The sequence below is a fragment of the Mycolicibacter algericus DSM 45454 genome (genome assembly GCF_002086455.1).
Taxonomy (GTDB): domain Bacteria; phylum Actinomycetota; class Actinomycetes; order Mycobacteriales; family Mycobacteriaceae; genus Mycobacterium; species Mycobacterium algericum.
The window spans coordinates 25,499-45,367 of the sequence record NZ_MVHC01000028.1 but is presented as its reverse complement, the minus strand read 5'-3'; the positions used below and the strand labels follow the sequence as shown (position 1 = coordinate 45,367).

The 19,869-nt window shown below is 67.6% G+C and carries 22 protein-coding genes; 12 read left to right on the top strand and 10 right to left on the bottom strand.

Going from position 1 to position 19,869, the window contains the following annotated elements; genetic code table 11:
* Nucleotides 1-121 precede the first annotated feature (121 nt).
* Nucleotides 122-259 carry a hypothetical protein gene (locus BST10_RS23395; protein WP_163762373.1) on the top strand — a complete coding sequence of 46 codons (138 nt, stop codon included), beginning with the start codon at nucleotides 122-124 and terminating at the stop codon, nucleotides 257-259.
* Between the two features lie 85 nt (nucleotides 260-344).
* Here BST10_RS23395 and BST10_RS18560 read toward each other — a convergent pair whose 3' ends face one another.
* A complete protein-coding gene (locus tag BST10_RS18560) occupies nucleotides 345-1,376 on the bottom strand; it encodes an LLM class F420-dependent oxidoreductase (protein ID WP_083039753.1) in 1,032 nt (343 codons plus the stop codon).
* Between the two features lie 86 nt (nucleotides 1,377-1,462).
* Between BST10_RS18560 and BST10_RS18555 the strand changes: the two genes are divergently transcribed.
* From BST10_RS18555 to BST10_RS18535, 5 genes are all read left to right on the top strand, one after another.
* The gene (locus BST10_RS18555) at nucleotides 1,463-2,428 is read left to right on the top strand and encodes a Zn-ribbon domain-containing OB-fold protein (protein ID WP_205277485.1); all 966 of its coding nucleotides are present in this window, start codon (nucleotides 1,463-1,465) and stop codon (nucleotides 2,426-2,428) included.
* 14 nt (nucleotides 2,429-2,442) lie between these two features.
* On the top strand, nucleotides 2,443-3,507 hold the full coding sequence (locus BST10_RS18550) for a thiolase domain-containing protein (RefSeq protein ID WP_083039749.1): 1,065 nt from the start codon (nucleotides 2,443-2,445) through the stop codon (nucleotides 3,505-3,507).
* Nucleotides 3,507-4,691 (top strand): thiolase domain-containing protein, encoded by a 1,185-nt coding sequence (locus BST10_RS18545; protein WP_083039747.1) that lies wholly within the window; start codon nucleotides 3,507-3,509, stop codon nucleotides 4,689-4,691. Before BST10_RS18550 ends, BST10_RS18545 begins: the two co-directional genes overlap by 1 nt.
* Nucleotides 4,692-4,789: 98 nt before the next feature.
* On the top strand, nucleotides 4,790-5,203 hold the full coding sequence (locus BST10_RS18540; protein WP_083039744.1) for a nuclear transport factor 2 family protein: 414 nt from the start codon (nucleotides 4,790-4,792) through the stop codon (nucleotides 5,201-5,203).
* A gap of 220 nt (nucleotides 5,204-5,423) precedes the next feature.
* Complete coding sequence (locus BST10_RS18535; RefSeq protein WP_083039742.1) at nucleotides 5,424-6,047, top strand: hypothetical protein; 624 nt, start codon at nucleotides 5,424-5,426, stop codon at nucleotides 6,045-6,047.
* Nucleotides 6,048-6,054: 7 nt separating this feature from the next.
* Here BST10_RS18535 and BST10_RS18530 read toward each other — a convergent pair whose 3' ends face one another.
* A complete protein-coding gene (locus tag BST10_RS18530) occupies nucleotides 6,055-6,588 on the bottom strand; it encodes a gamma carbonic anhydrase family protein (RefSeq protein WP_083039740.1) in 534 nt (177 codons plus the stop codon).
* Nucleotides 6,589-6,700: 112 nt separating this feature from the next.
* Here BST10_RS18530 and BST10_RS18525 point away from each other — a divergent pair, with 112 nt between their 5' ends.
* The gene (locus BST10_RS18525; protein ID WP_083039738.1) at nucleotides 6,701-7,873 is read left to right on the top strand and encodes a 3-ketosteroid-9-alpha-monooxygenase, oxygenase component; all 1,173 of its coding nucleotides are present in this window, start codon (nucleotides 6,701-6,703) and stop codon (nucleotides 7,871-7,873) included.
* A 5-nt stretch (nucleotides 7,874-7,878) separates the two neighbouring features.
* Nucleotides 7,879-8,355, top strand: coding sequence for a hypothetical protein (locus BST10_RS18520; protein ID WP_083039735.1), 477 nt, complete (start codon nucleotides 7,879-7,881; stop codon nucleotides 8,353-8,355).
* Between the two features lie 88 nt (nucleotides 8,356-8,443).
* Here BST10_RS18520 and BST10_RS18515 read toward each other — a convergent pair whose 3' ends face one another.
* The 3 genes from BST10_RS18515 to BST10_RS18505 are packed head-to-tail and all read right to left on the bottom strand — an operon-like array spanning nucleotide 8,444 to nucleotide 11,504.
* Entirely contained in the window at nucleotides 8,444-9,589 is a 1,146-nt protein-coding gene (locus BST10_RS18515; RefSeq protein WP_083039733.1) for a sulfotransferase family protein, read from the bottom strand.
* Nucleotides 9,589-10,371: an SDR family oxidoreductase gene (locus BST10_RS18510; protein ID WP_083039730.1), complete on the bottom strand. Its 783-nt coding sequence runs from the start codon at nucleotides 10,369-10,371 to the stop codon at nucleotides 9,589-9,591. The genes BST10_RS18515 and BST10_RS18510 overlap by 1 nt, the downstream gene beginning before the upstream one ends.
* Nucleotides 10,372-10,373: 2 nt before the next feature.
* The gene (locus BST10_RS18505) at nucleotides 10,374-11,504 is read right to left on the bottom strand and encodes a hypothetical protein (RefSeq protein ID WP_083039728.1); all 1,131 of its coding nucleotides are present in this window, start codon (nucleotides 11,502-11,504) and stop codon (nucleotides 10,374-10,376) included.
* A 141-nt stretch (nucleotides 11,505-11,645) separates the two neighbouring features.
* Here BST10_RS18505 and BST10_RS18500 point away from each other — a divergent pair, with 141 nt between their 5' ends.
* The 4 genes from BST10_RS18500 to BST10_RS18485 are packed head-to-tail and all read left to right on the top strand — an operon-like array spanning nucleotide 11,646 to nucleotide 14,688.
* Nucleotides 11,646-12,572: an IclR family transcriptional regulator gene (locus tag BST10_RS18500; protein WP_083039726.1), complete on the top strand. Its 927-nt coding sequence runs from the start codon at nucleotides 11,646-11,648 to the stop codon at nucleotides 12,570-12,572.
* Nucleotides 12,569-13,033, top strand: coding sequence for a nuclear transport factor 2 family protein (locus BST10_RS18495; protein ID WP_083039724.1), 465 nt, complete (start codon nucleotides 12,569-12,571; stop codon nucleotides 13,031-13,033). Before BST10_RS18500 ends, BST10_RS18495 begins: the two co-directional genes overlap by 4 nt.
* Nucleotides 13,033-13,962: a TIGR03619 family F420-dependent LLM class oxidoreductase gene (locus BST10_RS18490; RefSeq protein WP_083039722.1), complete on the top strand. Its 930-nt coding sequence runs from the start codon at nucleotides 13,033-13,035 to the stop codon at nucleotides 13,960-13,962. The genes BST10_RS18495 and BST10_RS18490 overlap by 1 nt, the downstream gene beginning before the upstream one ends.
* 9 nt (nucleotides 13,963-13,971) lie before the next feature.
* A complete protein-coding gene (locus BST10_RS18485) occupies nucleotides 13,972-14,688 on the top strand; it encodes an EthD domain-containing protein (RefSeq protein WP_083039720.1) in 717 nt (238 codons plus the stop codon).
* Here the strand turns inward: BST10_RS18485 and BST10_RS18480 are convergent.
* From BST10_RS18480 to BST10_RS18460, 5 genes are read right to left on the bottom strand one after another with little or no spacing between them, the layout of a single operon-like run.
* Complete coding sequence (locus tag BST10_RS18480; RefSeq protein ID WP_083039718.1) at nucleotides 14,663-14,926, bottom strand: heme-binding protein; 264 nt, start codon at nucleotides 14,924-14,926, stop codon at nucleotides 14,663-14,665. The genes BST10_RS18485 and BST10_RS18480 overlap by 26 nt on opposite strands.
* 21 nt (nucleotides 14,927-14,947) lie before the next feature.
* Nucleotides 14,948-17,029, bottom strand: a complete 2,082-nt coding sequence (locus tag BST10_RS18475; protein WP_083039716.1) for a RecQ family ATP-dependent DNA helicase — start codon at nucleotides 17,027-17,029, stop codon at nucleotides 14,948-14,950.
* Between the two features lie 7 nt (nucleotides 17,030-17,036).
* Nucleotides 17,037-18,062, bottom strand: coding sequence for a 4-hydroxy-2-oxovalerate aldolase (gene dmpG / locus BST10_RS18470; RefSeq protein WP_083039714.1), 1,026 nt, complete (start codon nucleotides 18,060-18,062; stop codon nucleotides 17,037-17,039).
* 3 nt (nucleotides 18,063-18,065) lie between these two features.
* Entirely contained in the window at nucleotides 18,066-19,004 is a 939-nt protein-coding gene (locus tag BST10_RS18465) for an acetaldehyde dehydrogenase (acetylating) (RefSeq protein WP_083039711.1), read from the bottom strand.
* Between the two features lie 10 nt (nucleotides 19,005-19,014).
* Nucleotides 19,015-19,800: a 2-keto-4-pentenoate hydratase gene (locus tag BST10_RS18460; RefSeq protein WP_083039709.1), complete on the bottom strand. Its 786-nt coding sequence runs from the start codon at nucleotides 19,798-19,800 to the stop codon at nucleotides 19,015-19,017.
* Nucleotides 19,801-19,869: the final 69 nt, after the last annotated feature.

The window sequence follows — 19,869 nt, the reverse complement described above, 5'->3', positions numbered from 1 at the left end:
CACCCCAGGACCCGCCTACATCCCCAACCTCACCCGGTCAGCCGCGCCCGCCCACGCACTCCCGATCGGGAAGAGCCCGATAGCCCGCGGACAGCTAGCGCAATTAGCTACCTTGACTATCATGACGGCGGGAATCTTCGCAGCGCTCTATTTCCCGGGATTCCACGCCGGAAAGCGCTGGCCGCGACGCCCCAAGAGATCCATGGAGTACCGGATACATCCCCGCCACTGGAAGCAGGACAACGGTGACTCGCCCTAGATCTGCGCTTCCCGCCCCTCCCGGTACGGGTCCCGCAGCTTCCGCTCTTTTTTTCTAGTCGCCGCAAGCCCCAGCAGCGCCGGGCTCAGATCAGCGACGCCAGCTGCTGAATCTGCTCGGTGCTGCGTCCGGTGACCACCATCATGGTGACTCCGGCGGCCTCCCAGACCTTGATCTGCTTACGGACGTAGTCGACGTCGCCGACGATCGCGGCGTCGTCCACCAGCTCGTCGGGGATGGTCTCGCCGGCTTTGTCTTTTTGCCCGCTGCGGAACAATTTGGTCACGTCGTCGACGACCTCCGCGTAGCCCATCCGGCGGTAGACCTCGGCGTGGAAGTTGGTGTCCTCCGAGCCCATGCCGCCCATGTAGAGCGCCAGGTAGGGCTTCATCGCCGCGAATGCCGCGGCGCGGTCGTCGGTGATGACGATGTTGGCGGTCGCGCAAATCTCGAAGTCCTCGCGAGTACGCCGCGCCCCGGGCCGCGCGAAGCCCTCGTCGAGCCACTCGTTGTACATGTCGGCCAGTCGCGGCGCGTAGAAGATCGGCAGCCAGCCGTCGGCGATCTCGGCGGCCAATGCGACGTTCTTCGGCCCTTCGGCACCCAGCATCACCGGGATGTCGGCGCGGCGCGGGTGGGTGATCGGCTTGAGCGCCTTGCCCAGCCCGGTGGTCCCCTCACCGGACAACGGCAGCGGGTAGTGCGGTCCGGCGCTGGTCACCGGGGCCTCACGGGCCCACACCTGGCGAAGGATGTCGATGTATTCGCGGGTGCGGGCCAGCGGCTTGCCGAATCGCTGGCCGTACCAGCCCTCAACCACCTGCGGGCCCGAGACACCGAGCCCGAGAATGTGCCGGCCGCCCGAGAGGTGATCCAGTGTCAGCGCGGCCATCGCACACGCGGTGGGCGTGCGCGCCGACAGCTGCACCACCGAAGTGCCCAGCCGCAGCCGCGACGTCGAGGACCCCCACCACGCCAGCGGTGTGTAGGCATCCGAACCCCAGGCTTCGGCGGTGAAGACGGCGTCGAAGCCGACATCCTCGGCCGCGGCCACCAAGTCGGCGTGGTTGGTCGGCGGCTGCGCGCCCCAATATCCCAGTTGCAGTCCCAGCTTCATCGCCTGAATTCCTTCTCGTCTTCTTGCTCAGATTCCTAGAACCTGTTCTACTCGATGCCGTGACCGTCAGCGAACCCCGCTCCGCCCTGACAGAACCGTCGGAACCGCCGCTGTCCGCCCCGTTGGGGTTGTCCTTCGACTACACCCGTTCGACGGGTCCGGTTCTGGGCCAATTCTTCACCGCTCTGCGTGAGCGCCGCATCGTCGGTGTCCGCGGCTCCGACGGGCGGGTGTACGTACCGCCCGCCGAGTACGACCCGGTCACATACGAACAGCTCACCGAGATCGTACCGGTGGCCAGTGTCGGAACCGTAGTGTCATGGTCCTGGCAGCCGGAGCCCCTGGAGGGCCAGCCGCTGGACACCCCGTTCGCCTGGGCGCTGATCAAGCTCGACGGCGCCGACGTGCCATTGCTGCACGCGGTGGCCGCCGAAAGCCCCAAGGCGATCAGCGCCGGTACCCGGGTGCACGTGCACTGGGCCGAGGAAACGGTCGGCGCGATCACCGACATCGCCTACTTCGCGATCGGCGAGGACCCAGAACCGGTCGAGCAAGGCTCCGACGAGCGGGACCCGGTGTCGATGGTGATCACCCCGATCGCGCTGGAGATCCAGCACAGCGCCTCGCACCCGGAGAGCGCCTATCTTCGTGCGCTCAAGGAGGGCAAGCTGCTGGGCGCGCGTACCGGCGCAGACGGAAAGGTCTACTTCCCCGCCCGAGAGGCCGACCCGGCCACCGGCCGACAGCTCACCGATTACGTCGAATTGCCGGACACCGGCACCATCACCACGTTCGCGATCATCAACATCCCGTTCCAGGGCCAGAAGATCAAACCGCCCTACGTGGCGGCCTACGTGCTGCTCGACGGCGCCGACATCCCGTTCCTGACACTGGTTTCCGACGTCGACGCCGCCGACGTGCGGATGGGCATGCGGGTGCAGGCGGTGTGGAAGCCCCGCGAGGAATGGACCTACGGCATGGAGAACATCGAGTACTTCCGGCCAACCGGGGAGCCGGACGCCGACTACGACACCTACAAGCACCACCTGTAAGGGGAACCCGCCAGATGAGCACTCGCGATGTCGCGGTGGTGGGCTTCGCCCACGCCCCGCACGTCCGCCGCACCGACGGCACCACCAACGGCGTCGAAATGCTGATGCCGTGCTTCGAGCAGCTTTACCGTGAACTGGGAATCGAACGCGCCGACATCGGATTCTGGTGTTCCGGTTCCTCGGATTACCTTGCCGGGCGGGCTTTCTCGTTCATCTCGGCGATCGACTCGATCGGCGCGGTGCCGCCGATCAATGAGTCGCATGTGGAGATGGACGGCGCGTGGGCGCTGTATGAGGCCTACATCAAGGTGCTGACCGGCGAGGTCGACACCGCGCTGGCTTACGGCTTCGGCAAGTCCTCGGCCGGCCAGCTACGGCGGATTCTGGCGCTGCAGACCGATCCCTACACCGTCGCCCCGCTGTGGCCGGACTCGATCTCGATCGCCGGACTGCAGGCCCGGCTCGGCCTTGACGGCGGGCAGTGGACCCCAGAGCAGATGGCCCGGGTGGCGCTGGAGTCCTTCGCGGCAGCCGAACGGGTGGATTCGGTGGAGTCCTCCGACAGCCTCGATGAACTGCTGGCGCGCCCGTTCTTCGCCGACCCGCTGCGCCGGCACGACATCGCACCGATCACCGACGGCGCCGCCGCGATCGTCCTGGCCGCCGGCGACAAGGCGCGTGAACTGCGCGAAAACCCGGCCTGGATAACCGGTTTCGAGCACCGCATCGACTCCCCGGTGCTCGGCAGCCGCGATCTGACCCGCTCGCCGTCGACCACCGCATCGGCACGCGCGGCCAGCGGCGACGACATGCCCGCGGTGGAAGTCGCCGAGATCCACGCGCCGTTCACCCATCAGCACCTGATCCTGACCGAGGCGATGCGGTTGCCGTCGCGGGCGAAGGTAAATCCGTCGGGCGGTGCGCTGGCCGCCAATCCGATGTTCGTCGCCGGGCTGGAGCGGATCGGTTTCGCCGCCCAACACATCTTCAATGGCTCGGCAGGCCGGGTGCTGGCGCACGCCACCAGCGGGCCGGCGCTGCAGCAGAACCTGGTCGCGGTGATGGAGGGACGTAACTGATGGCCACCCAACTTGCCGCGGTGCTCGGTACCGGACAGACCAAGTACGTCGCCAAGCGTCACGACGTATCGATGAACGGGCTGGTGCGCGAGGCGATCGACCGCGCGCTCGCCGACTCCGGCTCGACGTTCGCCGACATCGACGCGGTGGTGGTCGGCAAGGCGCCGGACTTCTTCGAGGGCGTGATGATGCCGGAGCTGTTCATGGCAGATGCCGTGGGCGCCACCGGCAAGCCGCTGATCCGGGTGCACACCGCGGGCTCGGTGGGCGGATCGACGGCAATCGTCGCCGCTAGCCTGGTCAAGTCCGGCAAGTACCGCCGGGTGCTGGCGATGGCCTGGGAGAAGCAGTCGGAGTCCAACGCCATGTGGGGACTTTCCATCCCGGTGCCGTTCACCAAGCCCGTCGGGGCCGGTGCCGGCGGCTATTTCGCCCCACATGTGCGCGCCTACATCCGCCGGTCCGGCGCCCCGGTGGACACCGGCGCCAAGGTGGTGGTCAAAGACCGGCTCAACGGTGCCCGCAACCCGCTGGCACACCTGCACCAGCCCGACATCACCGTCGAGAAGGTGATGTCGTCACAGATGCTGTGGGATCCGATCCGTTTCGACGAGACCTGTCCGTCCTCAGACGGCGCATGCGCGCTGGTGATCGGCGACGAGGCCACCGCCGACGCCCGGGTCGCCGCGGGCCATCCGGTGGCCTGGATTCATGCCACCGCGCTGCGCACCGAGCCGCTGGCCTATGCCGGCCGTGACCAGGTCAACCCGCAGGCCGGTCGGGACGCCGCGGCCGCGCTGTGGCGCAACGCCGGCATCACCAGCCCGATCGACGAGATCGACGCCGCGGAGATCTACGTGCCGTTCTCCTGGTTCGAACCGATGTGGCTGGAGAACCTGGGTTTCGCCGCGCCCGGTGAAGGCTGGAAGCTCACCCAGGCCGGCGAGACCGCGATCGATGGCAAGCTGCCGGTGAACCCGTCCGGCGGGGTGTTGTCGTCCAACCCGATCGGGGCGTCGGGCATGATCCGGTTCGCCGAGTCAGCGATCCAGGTGATGGGCAAGGCCGGTGATCACCAGGTGCCCAATGCCCGCAAGGCGCTGGGGCACGCCTATGGCGGCGGTTCGCAGTACTACTCGATGTGGGTGGTCAGCCGCGACAAACCAGACAAACCCGCCGGCTGATGAAGTACACCCTCATCCGGGCGCTGCTTGCGCCAACCGGGACTCCCTGAAACGTTTCGCCAACACCCATATCCATTCCGGCTTGCAGGAGTAGACCTATGGCCAATACCGAACACCCCGCCCACCTGGCAGGCCAACGCTCCCGCGATGCGGTGGCCGCACGCGACAAGGAGACCTGGCTGTCAGTCTTCGCCGACGACGCCATCGTCGAGGACCCGATCGGTCCCTCGCCGTTCGACCCCGAGGGCAAGGGCCACCGCGGCCGGGATGCGATCTCGGCGTTCTGGGACAAGGCGATCGCCCCGACCGACAAGATCGAGTTCAACTTCGTCGACAGCTTCGCCTGCGGAAATGAGCAGGCCAACGTCGGCTCGATCGTGACGACCATGGCGGGCCACCAGATCACCACCGACGGGGTGTTCACCTACCGGGTGAACGACGAGGGCAAGCTCATCGCGCTGCGCGCCTTCTGGGAGGTCGAGCGCGCGGCAAAGACCGCTCGCAAACTCTGAATCTCGCTCGATTCATCGACTCCCGCTGGCAACAACGAAGGGCAAGACGCCTGCCTTCGGTCCCATCGTCAACAACTTCACCCGGTTCGAACTGCCTTCCGGCGGTGCGCCGGGCCCAACGGAGCTGTGGTGAAGCTCCGACCTGCCATTGACCAACTCGCTCGAAATTGATAATTTCCTGAAAAGAACAAGATAGCTTTTCGCTTTTCAGGGGGCAGTCATGGGCACGACCCGCACTGCGGTGGGACTCTTGGGAGCCGCAGTCGGCGTCGCGATCGGCTTCGCCGGCCACGCCACCGCCGATCCGATCGAGGACGCCTGGCCCTACGGAATCGGTTACGGCGGTATGGAGGCGCCCGGTTTCTGGGATCCCAGAGGTGGCGTGGACGGCGTCTTCACTGTCACCGACGGCTCCGGCGGGCCCGACTGGTACACGGCCCACATCGACAAACTCAACATCCCCCTGATCTACCACTACGAGCACATGGAGGTCCTCAGCGTGCTCGACGATTCGGCCGGTTATCCCAGCGTAGGGACGGTTTTCGACACAACCGAGCTGTTCCCGTTCAGCTTGCCCGGCTTCGGCATGATGAACATGTTCACCAGCACCGTCATCAACGACCCCGAGGCGGGGTTCGGCAGCCAATTCAGCTTCACACCGTTGTTCACCAACACCTTCTTGTTCACCGACGACGGCATGACGGACATCGTGAGCATCTTCCCCGGGCTGCGATTCGCCCTGTTTGAGATCCCGTTCACCGACGCTTCGGGCGGGGCCGACGCATCCGATATCGGCGACGTGTTCGCCCCGCTGCTGGCCGAACTCGCAGCCGCCGGGGCTTAGCTCGGGCTTAGTTCGGATCAATCGGCTCGAGTCCGTCGCGGTAGCGCTGCGCGAGGTCCTGGTAGTACGGCGGGTTCGCGTTGATCCACATCTCCGCGCCGGTGCCGGCGATCGGGCCCTTGACAACGGCGGGCGCACCGGTCACCAGCATCCCGTCGGGGACCTTGGTCCCGGCAAGCACCGTCGCCCCGGCCGCCACCAGGCTGCGGCTGCCGATCACCGCCCCGTCGAGCACCGTGGCGTGGTTGCCGATCAGCGCCTCGGCTCCCACATGCGCGCCGTGAATCAGGCACATGTGCGCCACCGTCGCGCCGGGCCCGATGTCGACCGGCACCCCGGGCGGCACGTGCAGCACCGAGCCGTCCTGAACGTTGGCACCTTCGCGCACCACGATGGGCGCGTCGTCACCGCGCAGTATGGCGCCGAACCACACCGAGGCGCCGGCCTCGATGGTGACGTCGCCGATCAGGGTGGCCGTCGGCGCGACGAAGGCGGTGGGATCGATCCGCGGAGAACGTCCGTTGAAGGAGAAGAGCTGCATCGTTCACATATACCGCAAGGACTAAAGACCCGGAACAAGCTGGCTTTATTGCACAACCGGGCAGCAAAACTGTAACGTGTTCTAGTTAGAAGCAACGGGTTGGAGGCAACAGGTGAGCACTGACAGCGCCGAGGTCGGCGTCCGCGAAATCGACACCGGCACACTGCCGGATCGCTACGCCAGGGGCTGGCACTGCCTGGGGCCGGTCAAAGAGTTCCTGGACGGCAAGCCGCACGCGATCCACGCGTTCGGCGCCAAGCTGGTGGTCTTCGGCGATTCCCACGGTGACCTGCACGTACTCGACGCCTACTGCCGACACATGGGCGGCGACCTCAGTCGCGGCACCATCAAGGGCGACGAGGTGGCCTGCCCGTTCCACGACTGGCGCTGGGGCGGCGACGGCCGCTGCAAACTGGTGCCCTACTCCAAGCGGACGCCGCGGATGGCCCGGACCCGCTCCTTCCCGACCGACGTGCGTGGCGGCCTGCTGTTCATGTGGCACGACCCGGAGGGCAACCCGCCGCCGGACGAGGTGCGGATCCCGGAGATCCCGGAGTGGTCCAGCGGCGAGTGGACCGACTGGCGCTGGAACTCCATGGTGATCGACTCCAACTGCCGCGACATCATCGACAACGTCACCGACTTCGCGCACTTCTTCTACATCCACTACGGCCTGCCCACGTCGTTCAAGAACGTCTTCGAAGGCCACATCGCCTCGCAGTACCTGCACAACGTCGGACGTCCCGACGTCCCCGGCCTGGGCACCAGCTACGCCGGTGCGGAACTGGACTCCGAGGCGTCCTACTTCGGGCCGTCGTTCATGATCAACTGGCTGCACAACAGCTACAGCGGTTTCAAGTCCGAGTCGATTCTGATCAACTGCCACTACCCGATCAGCCATGACCAGTTCCGGCTGATGTGGGGCGTCATCGTGCAGAAGCCCAAGGGCTTGGACGATGAGACCACCGAGAAGCTCGCCGAGGTGATGACCGAGGGCGTCAGCAAGGGCTTCCTGCAAGACGTCGAGATCTGGACGCACAAGAGCCGCATCGAGAACCCGCTGCTGGTCGAGGAGGACGGCGCGGTCTACCAGCTGCGGCGCTGGTACTCGCAGTTCTACGTCGACGTCGCCGATGTCACCCCGGAGATGACCGATCGCTTCGAGATCGAGATCGACGCGACGGTCGCCAACGAGAAGTGGAACGCTGAGGTCGCCGAGAACCTGCGCGAGCAGGCCGAGTCCGACAAGAGCACGGAGTCCACCGAAACCGTTAGCGCCGAGTAGCTGTCATGGGCCCGGAGGAACGCGGCGTCCCGGCAGTCGAAGATCTGGCGCGGTCCATGCTGGCGCTGTACGGCCCGCATGACGACCACCACGACGAGCCCGACACCGACGACTCCGGTCCTGACTCCCGTTACTCGAGGCAGCCGTTGTTCCCGGTCGATCCGGCCCGGTATGAGGCAATACGTGCTGCGACGGAACGGGATTCGGAGCGCTATCTGCACTCCGGCCTGGTGCCGGTCGAGTGCCGGCACTGCCGGGCGAGCGTCGAGGTGAAGAAGCTGGGGCCGGGATACACCTCGGTGCAGTGGAGTTCGGAGTCGCTGGCGCAGTGTGCGTACTTCGCCGCCGAGCGCGAAGCCGGCCGTTCCAGTAGCCGCACGAAAGGCTGCCCGAACCTGGCGAAAAGCATCCGGCACGCGGTCGCCGAGGGCCACCTGGAGGAGACCTCCAGCGCGCCGCCGCCCGGTGACGGGATCGACTGACCGTCTCGCCGTTCGCGGGTGTGCGCAAACCCGGTGTTTTGGCCGGCGTGTCGGCCGGGGACGCGCACACTCGCGCAAGGGGTTCGGCTCACAGGCCGGCGAAACGCTCCCGGACCTGCTCGGTGGTCAGCCCGTAATCCTCCAGTGAGTACTCGTGTTTGGGCGCACGCGGTCCGGTCTGGCTGGCGGCGTAGTCGTCGGCCATCGCCTGACGTGCCTCATCCGACAACGGCAGGCCGAAGCGTTCGTAGATGCCCGCCGCGGTCGCCAGCGGATCGGCGACGAACTCGCGATAGTCGATATCGCAGAACTGGGCCTGGTCGTAGCGGGGGCGCTGGCTGTTGAACAGCTCCAGTCCGCGGGCCCAGGTCTCCATCTCGTCGATGCCGATCTGCGCGCCGACGAAGGTGTTCGACTGACCTTCGGTGGTGTGCTGGGCCAGCGAGCACATCGACGCCAGGATGGTCTCGACCGGCCGGTGGCACTGCACGATGAGCGCGTCCGGGTAGACAGCCATAATCGCGTCGAGGGCGAACAGGTGACTGGGATTCTTGAGCACCCAACGTTTATCCGGGTCGTTGAGCCCGATCAGCTGCAGGTTGCGGCGATGCCGCCGGTATGACGGGATCCAATCCTGCTCGGAGAGCCAGCGCGAATAGCTCGGCAGGTGCGCGAGCGTCTCATAGGACACCGAATGCAGCGACTGGCGCAGCAACTGCCAGCACTCCTCGAGACCGTCGGCGGTCATGAAGTGCAGCCCGGTGTAGTCCGGGTTCTCGTCGTGGTGCCGGGCGAACTGCGCCTGCATCTGCGCGAACACCGGGTTGTCTTCCCAGGTTTCACGCGGCGGGCGCGGCTGCGGGAATTCGGCCAGCCACATCTCCAAGCCCTGGTGCGCCGGGTCGGCGCCCAGCAGCCGGTGCAACGCGGTGGTGCCGGTGCGGGGCAGCCCGGTGACGAATATCGGCCGTTCGACGGCCACCTCGGCGTACTCGGGATGCTGCTTCCAACCGGCTTGGGCCAACAGCCGGGCCACCAGCGCACCGCGCAGGAAGAACCGGTTCATCTTGCTGCCCAGCTCGGTGAGATCGGCCTCGGTGCGGTAGGACTCCAGCAGCACGCCGAGGGCTTCACGGTAGTTGTCGTCGTCGGGACCGAAGTCGTCGAGGCCGACCATCTTGGTGGCCGAGGCATGCAGATCCTCGACGGTTCCGACATCGGTACGTGGCGTCATCAGTTGTGGTACTCCCCGCAGTTGACGTCGAGCACCTGGCCGGTGATCCCGCTGGCCAGGTCGCTGGCCAGGAACAGCACCGCCGAGGCCACCTCATCCTCGGTGGGCAGCCGCTTCAGGTCGGAGTTGGCGGCGGTGGCGGCGTAGATCTGCTCGACGGTGGTGCCGTACTTGCCGGCCTGGTGGGCGAAGTAGCCCTGCAGCGTGTCGCCCCAGATGTAGCCGGGCGCAACGGAGTTGACCCGGATGCCCTGCTCTCCCAGTTCGGATGCCAGTGACTGTGACATCGCCAGCAGCGCCGCCTTGGCCATCTTGTAGGCACCGTACTTGGGCTGGGAGTGCCGGATCACCATGGAGTTCAGGTTGACCACCGCGCCGTTGGCCTCGGCCAGCGCGGCAGTGAACCCCTGCGTTAGCCGCAGCGCACCGAGACCGCTGAGCTCGATGGCATCCCGGATGTGCTGAAAACTGGTCTGCGCCAGCGGCTTCATCGATGGCACCCGGAAGGCGTTGTTGATCAGCACGTCGATGTGGTCGTACTCGCCGGTGGCCGCCTCGACGAGGTTGGCTACCTGGTCGTCGTCGGTGATGTCGGCGGGTACCGCAAGTGCGCGACGCCCGGCGGCGCGGACCTGCTGCGCGACCTCGTCGAGGCGGTCCGCGCTGCGGGCGGCCAGCACCAGGTCGGCGCCCTCGGCCGCGAATCGGTGCGCCAGCGTACTGCCGAGCCCCGGCCCGACCCCGCTGATCACCACGACTTTTCCGCTCAGCATTCCGGTCATCTTCACCCCAGCATTCTGTTGGCGATTTGGCGCTGCCGCAGCGCGATACGCGCTCGCCAGTCCTCTTGCGAAATCTTGTTGTGGTCGTAGAAGGGCAGTGCCGCCGGAATCGCGTCGACGCCGATGAGTTCGACGGTCGGCCCGTCGGCCTCGGTGAGCTGACGTGACACGCGCTGCCAGCGGAACTGCAGGAAGCCGCGGCGGTGACCAAGGGTCTCGACCCAGTTGGTGATGCCGGGGTTGGTGTCGGAGACCACGATTCGGATCTTGCCGTCCGGGTCTGCCTGCGCTTGAGTCGCATTCAGCGAAGTCTGGTGGTTGATGTAATCCAGCGAGATGTACCACAGGCTGCCCAGCTGGAAACCCAGGTAGGGCGCATCCGACACCGGCAGGGTGATCAGCAGCGCCTCCTCGGGCCGCAACTCGTAGTGCCCCGCCGACGAGTACTGGGTGGCCAGCCCGCCGGGCGTGAGCCGCGGCGCCACCATGGTGTTGACCGGAAGATTGAGGTAGAACCACTGCGGGAATGCCAGCCAGGTCTTGATCCGATTGATCAGTTGCTTTCCCGCTGCCGCATAACGCTTCTCGATGAGTTTGGGAGTCAGGGGCGGCGGGGCGGTGCCCGCGGTGTCGGTCCGGGATATCGAGAGTGTGCCGCGCCGGGCGCTCCAGTCGTTGTAGACCTCGCGGATCACCAGTTGCGCCGGCGTCTTCGGACGGAACCGCCATTCGAAGCTGCCGTCGGCGGCCGAGATATCGAGTTCGCGGTCGTCGAACGCCGCCTCGCTGGCCGGGACGTTGTCGTCGGTGTACTCGCCGCCGAGCAGTTGGAAGCTCAGGTCGGTCGTGGTGCCCCGGACACCGCGCACCACATAGTCGTTGCCGGGACGCACCACGGTGCCGAAATACAACGTGTCGGGATTGTCCAGGCCCATCTTGGTGAAGGGTCCGGTGCCCGACAGCAGGAACGGGTGGTCGCGTTCAGAGTTGAACGCGGCATGCACGCACGCTTCGATCCCGCCGGCGAGGTACTGCAGACCTTCGAGCAGGTCGGCCTCGGACTCGATGTGGGGGGCGGCGGCGACCAGCTTCTCCGCCTCGGCGATCGCGGCCGTCAGTGGCTCGGAGTACATCGCGGCAGCACCTCACTGATCATCGGTTGGTTCAATAATGAACCGAGATGGTAGATATCTCGAACCGACTTTAGATGGTCGCGCTACCATGCGGCAATGGGTGTGCCCGTACAACCGTCTGGACGACCGGCGTCTGGGCAAGTGGCGCCCCGACAATCGGCGCGGTCGTCGCCACCGACCGAACGGGTGGTGGCGCTGCTGGACTTTCTGGCCCAGCACCCCGACCAGCGTTTCGGGCTTTCCGACCTCGCCCGCCGGACCGGCCTGTCCAAGCCCACCTGCCTGGGCATCGCCACCACGCTGACCCAGGCCGGCTACCTGACGCGCGACGACCCGGACAAGACCTATCGGCTCGGTCCGGGGCTGATCTCGCTCGGCCGGGCCGCCCAGCAGTCGCTGCGGGTCGGCCCGGCAGCCCGTGAACAACTGCGGCGTCTTTCGGTGGAGTTCGCCACGTCCGCAGCGCTGAGCGCGGTGCTCGACGACCGGATCACGGTTCTGGAGTTGGTCGCGGCCCCGAACGCGCGGCTGGGAGTTCAGGCCGGCCAGAGCTATCCGTTCGCGCCGCCGGTGGGACTGATGTTCGTGCTCTGGGACGACGCCGCCCTGCAGGACTGGTTGGCCCGGCAACCCACCATTCCGCTGCGCTCCGAGAGCGAACGGCTGCGGCGCGTCGTCGCCGAATGCCGGTCGGACGGCTACCTGGTCGAGCGGCTGACCCCGGGTGGGCAGCGGCTCTACGCCATGATGGCGGGGCTGTCCAGCGACCTGCCCGACGAACTGCGCGCCCTGCTCGGCGAACTGGTCTCCGACATCGGCGAGCGGGTGTACCTGCGCGACAAAACCCGAGTGGCCGGCACTCGTGAGCGCCACGACATCAGCGTCATCTCGGCGCCGGTGTACGACCATCATCAACGTCAGGCGATGGTGGTTTCGCTGCACGCCCAGCGCGCACTGACCGACACCGAGATCACCAGATGGGCGCGCGGGCTGCTCCGGACCGCCGACGCGCTCACCGGGCAACTCGGTGGGAGCAAGCCGACGTCGCTGTTGGGGTCGGCGCCATGAGCTTGCCGATGGCCGACCGGCTGGCAGTGTCGGGGCTTGTGCACCGCTACGCCGGCTACGTCGATGCGCGCCGATTCGACGAAGTGGCCGAATTGTTCACCGCCGACGCCGAACTGATCGTGCCGCAACCACCGGAGCACCTCGAGCCGCACGTGCGTCACACCGGCCATGCCGGGGTCCGAGAAGCGCTGTCCGCGCTCGGCGGCGTGACCCGGACCCAGCACGGCATCCTCGGCGAGATCTACACCGCCTCCGATACCGCCGCCGGCGACACGGCGACCGGACAGATCGCCGGGGTGGCGCATCACTGGATCGACAGCGACGGCAAGCTGACCGACCACGTCTGGTACCTGCGCTACAGCGACGTCTACCGCCGCGGCGAGCAGGGCTGGCGGATCGCGGTGCGCGCGCTGTCGATCGACGCGATCGAGTCCCGGCCGGCCCGAAAGGTGCGAACGTGATGTCACCGCAGATCTCGTTGCAGCTGAAGACTTTCACCGATGATCCCAGCCATGACTGGGAGGCCACGCTGGCGCTGGGCGCCGCGATGGACGCCGCCGGGGTGGATCGGGTCGTCGTCTCCGACCATGTGGTGTTCGGCGAGAACCCGGACGCCTACGCCGATCCCCGGCTGGGTGGGATCGCCGGTGGCCGACAACCGACCGGGCCCGACGGCCAATGGCTCGACCCGCTGATCGTGCTGACCGCGCTGGCGGCGACAACCACCCGGATCCGGCTCGGCACCGCGGTCCTGCTGGCGGCGCTGCGCCGACCGGCGGTGTTGGCCAAGCAGTTGGCCACCCTGGATGTACTCTCGGGCGGGCGGCTGGATCTGGGCGTCGGCGTCGGCTGGCAACGCGAGGAATACGAGGCCGCCGGGCTGGTATTCGAGCGCCGCGGGCGGTTACTGGATCACACCCTCGAGGTGTGCCAGGCACTCTGGACCCAGCAGCGCAGCAGCTACGCCTCACCGGAGTTGTCATTCGACAACATTCATCAGATGCCCAAGCCCGTGCAGCCGGGCGGTGTTCCGATCTGGGTCAGCGGCACCGTCAACGACGCGGTGGCACGCCGGCTGGCCCGGTTCGGGACCGGCTGGATCCCGTGGGGTCCGGCGATACGGGACCCCGCCGGTGCCATCGCCGCGATGAAGAACCGCATCACCGGCCTCGGCGGCGATCCGACCGGCCTGCAGGTGCTGGGCCACGCGAAGACCGTCAAACGCGCTGACGGTTCCCTCGATGCCGCGGCAACCGTGGCATCGGCGCCGGCGCTGGTGGCCGCCGGCGTCACCGACGTACGTGTCACCTGCTCACTGCCGCGCGACGCCGAGCGGGCCACCAAGCTGCTGAGCGAACTCGTCGAAGCGTTCCGCGCCGCCGCAACCTAGGAGACACCGATGGAAAAGGTCGTGATCATCGCCCGGACAGCCGATTTCAGTGAGGAATGGTGCCGCAAGCTGCGCGGGCCGGTAGCCGCGGAGCTGCTGGATTTGGGACTTCCGGGGCTGGCGGTCAACGTGCGCGACGAGCCGGTGCGCGACGCCATGATGACCCTGACAACACTGGATCCGCCGGTCGCCGCAGTCATCAGCCTGTGGACCGAGCAGTATTACGGCCCGCAGGCTCGGGCCGCCATCGCGCTGATCGAATCCGAATCCGATTCGGCGGCAGCGTATCTGGTGACCGAATCGACGCCAATGCCGCCACCGGACACGGGCGACGGCACCCGCACTCCGGGATTGGCCAACGTGGCCCTGCTGCGCCGGCCCCCCGACCTGGATCACGGCAGCTGGCTGCACCGCTGGCACGTCGACCACACCCAGGTGGCGATCGATACCCAGGCGACCTTCGGCTACACCCAGAACGTCGTGGTCCGCGCGCTCACCGAGGATGCGCCGGCGATCGACGGCATCGTCGAGGAACTGTTCCCCGACGGCGCGGTGTCGGATCCATACGCGTTCTACGGCGCGGCCGACGAGGCCGATCTGGCCGACCGGCTCAACCGACTGCTGGCCAGTGTCAGTGCCTTCGGCGCGCACCAGAACATCGACACGGTGCCCACCAGCCGCTACCTGCTGCGGTCGCCGTTCACACGCATTGCTGCGACAACGTGATCAGCGCCTGCCGCACGTTCGGGTGCCGTTCCAGATAGGACAACGCCGGATTCGGAGCACCAGGGTCTTCCTGCCGCCCCTTCTCGTCCAGCTCGGCCCGGACATCCGGATGCCGGTTCAGGTACGCGTCGATGGATTCCCCGACGGTTTGGTCACACGGTTGCGCGTGGGCCACCGGTGCCAGTACCCCGGCCATGCTCAGCAGACCCACCACAATTGCTCGAGTAATGCCGCTCATCACTCGACGGTACTCGCATTGTCAGTTCATGCTGGCCAGCGCGAATGGCAGCACCTGCGGCGCACCGGCGGCGCGCAGCACCCGGGCGGCCATCGTCAGGGTCCACCCGGTATCGGTCACGTCGTCGACCAGCAACACGGGGCCGACATCGGCCGGCAGACCGGTGGGCGGCTGCCAGGCGCCCTGCAGGGCCGCGACCCGATAGGCCGAGTTCGCCGCGGTCACCGGCCGCCGGTCCGGCGCGTAGCGCAGCGTATCCAGCCGGGTAAGGCGGCCGAGCTGCGCCAGCCGGTCGGCCAGTGAGCTGATCAGCACCGGATGCGTGGCCGAATCCAGCCCGAGTACCGCGGTGGGTCGGGTCTGCCAGTCCCAGCCCGCCAACACCGACACCGCCGCCCGCACCACGTCGTCGGGAACCTCGCGGTCCGGCTCGTCGAGCAGCCGCCGCAGCCGAACACCCCAGCCCAGGTCGGTGAGCCGGCCGATCACCCGGCCCGGCTCCGGCCCGTCGCCGATCCGGCCGGACAGCTTGACACCGAGCTGGGCCAGTCCGGACGGCCATTGTCGGCGTGGGGTGAGCTCCACGCCGGGGCGCATCAGCCGCTCCCGGGTGGCTGCGGCGGCGGCGGGATCCACCTCGGCGTCGAACCGCGGCCCGGCGCAGTTGTCGCACCGCCCGCAACGCTCGCCCTCGCGCAGCTGGGGGTCGTTGAGCTGCGCGCGCAGAAAACTCATCCGGCAGCCATCGGTGCTCTGGTAGTCCAGCATCGCCTGCTGCTCGCCGCGGCGCAGCTCGTCGAGCTTGCGGTAGCGCGGTTCGTCGTAGGTCCACTCCGCACCGGTGCCCAGCCAGCCGCCCTTGACCCGGCGGACCGCGCCGTCGACGTCGAGAACCTTGAGCACCATCTCCAATCGCGACCGATTCAGGTCGACCCGGGCCTCCAGCGCCGGCGTCGACAGCGGCTGATCGAGCGACAGCTCGCCGATCACCTTGCGCACCAACGACTCCGCCGGGAACGCCAGCGAGGCGAAGTAGCGCCAGATGTCCTGGTCGGCAGCACCGGGCAGCAGGATGACCTCGGCGCTGGCGGTGGCACGCCCGGCCCGCCCCACCTGCTGGTAGTAGGCGATCGGCGACGACGGCGCGCCAAGGTGCACCACGAATCCGAGGTCCGGCTTGTCGAAACCCATACCCAACGCCGAAGTGGCGATCAGCGCCTTGACCCGGTTGGCCAGCAGGTCGGCCTCGAGTTGCTCCCGGTCGGCGGAGTCGGTCGAACCGGTATAGGCCGCCACCGCGAAGCCCTGGGCACGCAGATCGGCGGCCACGTCGTGCGCCTGGGCCACGGTGAGCGTGTAGACGATCCCAGAGCCTGGCAGCTCGTTGAGGTGTTCGCCGATCCAGGCGGCGCGCTGCGCCGGGCCGCCGGCGGCCACCACCGACAACCGCAGCGACTCCCGGTCCAGACCGCCGCGCAGCACCAGGGTGTCGGCACCGCCCACCCCGAGTTGGCGGGCGACGTCGTCGACCACCCGATCGTTGGCGGTCGCCGTGGTCGCCAGCACCGGGACCCCCGCCCCGAGGTCGGCGATCAAAGTGCGGATGCGCCGATAGTCCGGCCGGAAATCGTGCCCCCAGTCCGAGACGCAGTGCGCCTCGTCGACCACCACCAGCCCGGCCCGGGCCGCCAGCGCGGGCAGCACCTCGTCGCGGAAGTCCGGGCTATTGAGCCGCTCCGGGCTGACCAGCAATACGTCCAGCTCACCGGCTGCCACCCGACGTTGCACCTCGGCCCACTCGGTGACATTCGAGGAGTTGATGGTGGCGGCATGCACCCCGGCCCGCTCGGCGGCGGCGACCTGATTGCGCATCAGGGCCAGCAGCGGCGAGACGATCACCGTCGGCCCGTGCCCGGCCGCACGCAACAGCTTCGCGGCGATGAAGTACACCGCCGATTTGCCCCACCCGGTGCGCTGCACCACCAGCGCGCGCCGGCGCCCGACCACCAGCGCCTCGATCGCGGCCCACTGGTCGTCGCGCAGGAGCGCCTGCGGTCCGGCCAGCTGCTCCAGAATCGCCTGGGCTTGCGGCCGTGCTGTCATGCCGCGATTATTTCGCGGCCCGCTCCCGCTGGATCTCCAGCGCGATGTCGATGAGCTGGTCCTCCTGACCGCCGATCAGCTTGCGCTGACCGGCCCGGTGCAGCAGTTCGTGGGCGGGCACGCCGTAGCGCTCGCCCTGACGCACCGCGTGCTTGAGGAAGCTGGAGTACACCCCGGAGTAGCCCATGATGAGCGCGTTGCGGTCCAGCACGCACTCGGCGGGCATGGCCGGGCGCACCACGTCCTCGGCGGCGTCGGCGATGTCGAAGAAGTCGATACCGGTCTTGACGCCGACCTTGTCGAACACCCCGATCAGCGCCTCGACCGGGGCGTTGCCCGCACCGGCGCCGAACCGGCGCACCGAGCCGTCGATCTGCTTGGCACCGGCGCGCACCGCCTCCAGGGAGTTGGCGACGCCCAGACCGAGGTTCTCGTGGCCATGAAAACCGACCTGCGCGTCGTCACCGAGTTCGGCGACCAGCGCAGCCACCCGATCGCGCACGCCTTCGAGCACCAGCGCACCGGCGGAGTCCACCACGTAGACGCACTGACAGCCGGCGTCGGCCATGATGCGGGCCTGGGCGGCCAGCTTCTCCGGCGGGATCGTGTGGGCCATCATCAAGAACCCGACGGTCTCCAGGCCCAGCTCGCGGGCCAGCCCGAAGTGCTGGATGGAGACGTCGGCCTCGGTGCAGTGCGTGGCGATCCGGCAGATCTGACCGCCGTTGCCCTGCGCCTCCTTCATGTCTTCCTTGGTGGCCACGCCGGGCAGCATCAGGAAGGCGATCTTGGCGTCTTTGGCGGTCTGCGCCGCGAGTTTGATCAGCTCCTGGTCGGGGGTCTTGGAGAACCCGTAGTTGAAGCTGGATCCACCGAGGCCGTCGCCGTGGGTCACCTCGATGACCGGCACCCCGGCGGCGTCGATCGCGGCAACGATCGCCGCCACCTCCTCGGGGGTGAACTGGTGGCGCTTGTGGTGCGAACCGTCCCGCAGCGAGGTGTCGGTGATCCGCACATCCCAGATATCGGTCATTTCTTACGCACCTCCAGCTTTCGCCGCCGACGTCGCCACCATCTCGCGGGCGATCTCCTCGCCGACCTTGGTCGCCGCGGCGGTCATGATGTCCAGGTTCCCCGCATACGGCGGCAGGTAATCGCCGGCGCCCTCGACCTCGACGAAGGTGGTGACGACCGCGCGACCGCCGGAGTTCAGCGACGGCTCGTCGAACTGTGGCTCGTTGAGCAATCGGTAGCCGGGCACGTAGGTCTGCACCTGCTCGACCACGCTGTGGATCGACTTGGTGATCGCGTCGCGGTCGACGTCCTCGGGGATCTGGCAGAAGATGGTGTCGCGCATGATCATCGGCGGGTCGGCCGGGTTCAAGATGATGATCGCCTTGCCCTTTTGCGCACCGCCGATGGTCTCCACCCCGCGCGAGGTGGTCTTGGTGAACTCATCGATATTGGCTCGGGTGCCCGGCCCCGCCGAGACACTCGCGACACTGGCGACGATCTCCGCATACGGCACCGTGCCGCCCTGTTCCTTCACCGCGCGGGTCACCGCGTAGACGATCGGGATGGTGGCCTGGCCGCCGCAGGTGATCATGTTGACGTTGGGCGCGTCGACGTGTTCGTGCAGGTTCGCCGGCGGGATCACCGCCGGGCCGACCGCGGCCGGGGTCAGGTCGATGGCCCGGATGCCGGCCGCCTCGTACTTGGGCGCGTACGCCTTGTGGACGTAGGCGCTGGTGGCCTCGAAGACGAAGTCCGGCTTCTCGTCCTGGGCCAGCAGCCAGTCCGCCCCCTCAGCCGAGGTCTCCAGACCGAGTTTGCGGGCGCGGGCCAAGCCCTCGGATTCGGGGTCGATACCGATCATCCAGCGCGGCTCGAGCCACTCCGAGCGCAGCAGTTTGTACAGCAGGTCGGTGCTGATGTTGCCCGACCCGACGATCGCGACGGAGGCTTTGGCAGCCATGAACGCTCCTCTATTCGAAAACCAGCCGGACCGAACCCAGCCCGGAGAAATCGGCGACGCAGTCATCGCCGGCGTGCACATCAATGGCCCGGGTCGCCGTACCCGGCAACACGATGTCGCCGGCCTTCAACCGCACCCCGAAGCTCTCCACCTTGCGAGCCAGCCAGGCCACCGCGGTGACCGGGTTGCCCAGCACCGCGTCGCTGCGCCCCTTGGCGACCACCTCGCCGTTCTTGGTCAAGGAGGCGTCGATGGCTCGGATATCTACATCGCCGGGCTTGACCCGTTGTTTGCCGAGGACGAAGCCGGCCGAGGAGGCGTTGTCGGCGATGGTGTCGCAGAGCTTGATCTTCCAGTCGGTGATCCGGCTGTCGATCAGCTCGATCGCCGGGGCGAACGCCTCGGTGGCCGCCAGCACGTGCTCCTCGGTGCAGTCCGCGCCGGGCAGATCCGCGCCCAGGATGAAGGCCACCTCCACCTCGACCCGCGGGTAGAGGTAGTTCGACGCCTTGACCGGCGTGTCCTCGAACACCTGCATCTCGTTGAGCAGATGCCCGTAGTCCGGCTCGTCGACGCCCATCATCTGCTGCATCGCCTCGCTGGACAGGCCGACCTTGTGCCCGACGACCCGAGCACCCTCGGCGATCCGCTGCCGGATGTTGATCAGCTGGATCTCGTAGGCGTCGACGACATCGATGTCGGGGTGCGCCGCCGTCAACGGGGAGATCGGGACCCGGCTGCGCTCCGCTTGCGCCAACTCGGCGGCGAGTTCGTCGCGGATCTGGGCGCTGAGCATCTTCGATGGTCCCCTCGGGTGGTGGTGTTCGGGCGAAACCGAGCCGCTAGCTGCAAGTCTAGGTGCTGC

Excerpts from the sequence above, each read along its gene's own strand:
- BST10_RS23395 (WP_163762373.1), top strand. The coding sequence starts at position 122 with ATGACGGCGGGAATCTTCGCAGCGCTCTATTTCCCGGGATTCCACGCC.
- BST10_RS18560 (WP_083039753.1), bottom strand. The coding sequence starts at position 1,376 with ATGAAGCTGGGACTGCAACTGGGATATTGGGGCGCGCAGCCGCCGACC.
- BST10_RS18550 (WP_083039749.1), top strand. The coding sequence starts at position 2,443 with ATGAGCACTCGCGATGTCGCGGTGGTGGGCTTCGCCCACGCCCCGCAC.
- BST10_RS18545 (WP_083039747.1), top strand. The coding sequence starts at position 3,507 with ATGGCCACCCAACTTGCCGCGGTGCTCGGTACCGGACAGACCAAGTAC.
- BST10_RS18540 (WP_083039744.1), top strand. The coding sequence starts at position 4,790 with ATGGCCAATACCGAACACCCCGCCCACCTGGCAGGCCAACGCTCCCGC.
- BST10_RS18535 (WP_083039742.1), top strand. The coding sequence starts at position 5,424 with ATGGGCACGACCCGCACTGCGGTGGGACTCTTGGGAGCCGCAGTCGGC.
- BST10_RS18530 (WP_083039740.1), bottom strand. The coding sequence starts at position 6,588 with ATGCAGCTCTTCTCCTTCAACGGACGTTCTCCGCGGATCGATCCCACC.
- BST10_RS18520 (WP_083039735.1), top strand. The coding sequence starts at position 7,879 with ATGGGCCCGGAGGAACGCGGCGTCCCGGCAGTCGAAGATCTGGCGCGG.
- BST10_RS18515 (WP_083039733.1), bottom strand. The coding sequence starts at position 9,589 with ATGACGCCACGTACCGATGTCGGAACCGTCGAGGATCTGCATGCCTCG.
- BST10_RS18510 (WP_083039730.1), bottom strand. The coding sequence starts at position 10,371 with ATGACCGGAATGCTGAGCGGAAAAGTCGTGGTGATCAGCGGGGTCGGG.
- BST10_RS18505 (WP_083039728.1), bottom strand. The coding sequence starts at position 11,504 with ATGTACTCCGAGCCACTGACGGCCGCGATCGCCGAGGCGGAGAAGCTG.
- BST10_RS18495 (WP_083039724.1), top strand. The coding sequence starts at position 12,569 with ATGAGCTTGCCGATGGCCGACCGGCTGGCAGTGTCGGGGCTTGTGCAC.
- BST10_RS18490 (WP_083039722.1), top strand. The coding sequence starts at position 13,033 with ATGTCACCGCAGATCTCGTTGCAGCTGAAGACTTTCACCGATGATCCC.
- BST10_RS18485 (WP_083039720.1), top strand. The coding sequence starts at position 13,972 with ATGGAAAAGGTCGTGATCATCGCCCGGACAGCCGATTTCAGTGAGGAA.
- BST10_RS18480 (WP_083039718.1), bottom strand. The coding sequence starts at position 14,926 with ATGAGCGGCATTACTCGAGCAATTGTGGTGGGTCTGCTGAGCATGGCC.
- BST10_RS18475 (WP_083039716.1), bottom strand. The coding sequence starts at position 17,029 with ATGACAGCACGGCCGCAAGCCCAGGCGATTCTGGAGCAGCTGGCCGGA.
- dmpG (WP_083039714.1), bottom strand. The coding sequence starts at position 18,062 with ATGACCGATATCTGGGATGTGCGGATCACCGACACCTCGCTGCGGGAC.
- BST10_RS18465 (WP_083039711.1), bottom strand. The coding sequence starts at position 19,004 with ATGGCTGCCAAAGCCTCCGTCGCGATCGTCGGGTCGGGCAACATCAGC.
- BST10_RS18460 (WP_083039709.1), bottom strand. The coding sequence starts at position 19,800 with ATGCTCAGCGCCCAGATCCGCGACGAACTCGCCGCCGAGTTGGCGCAA.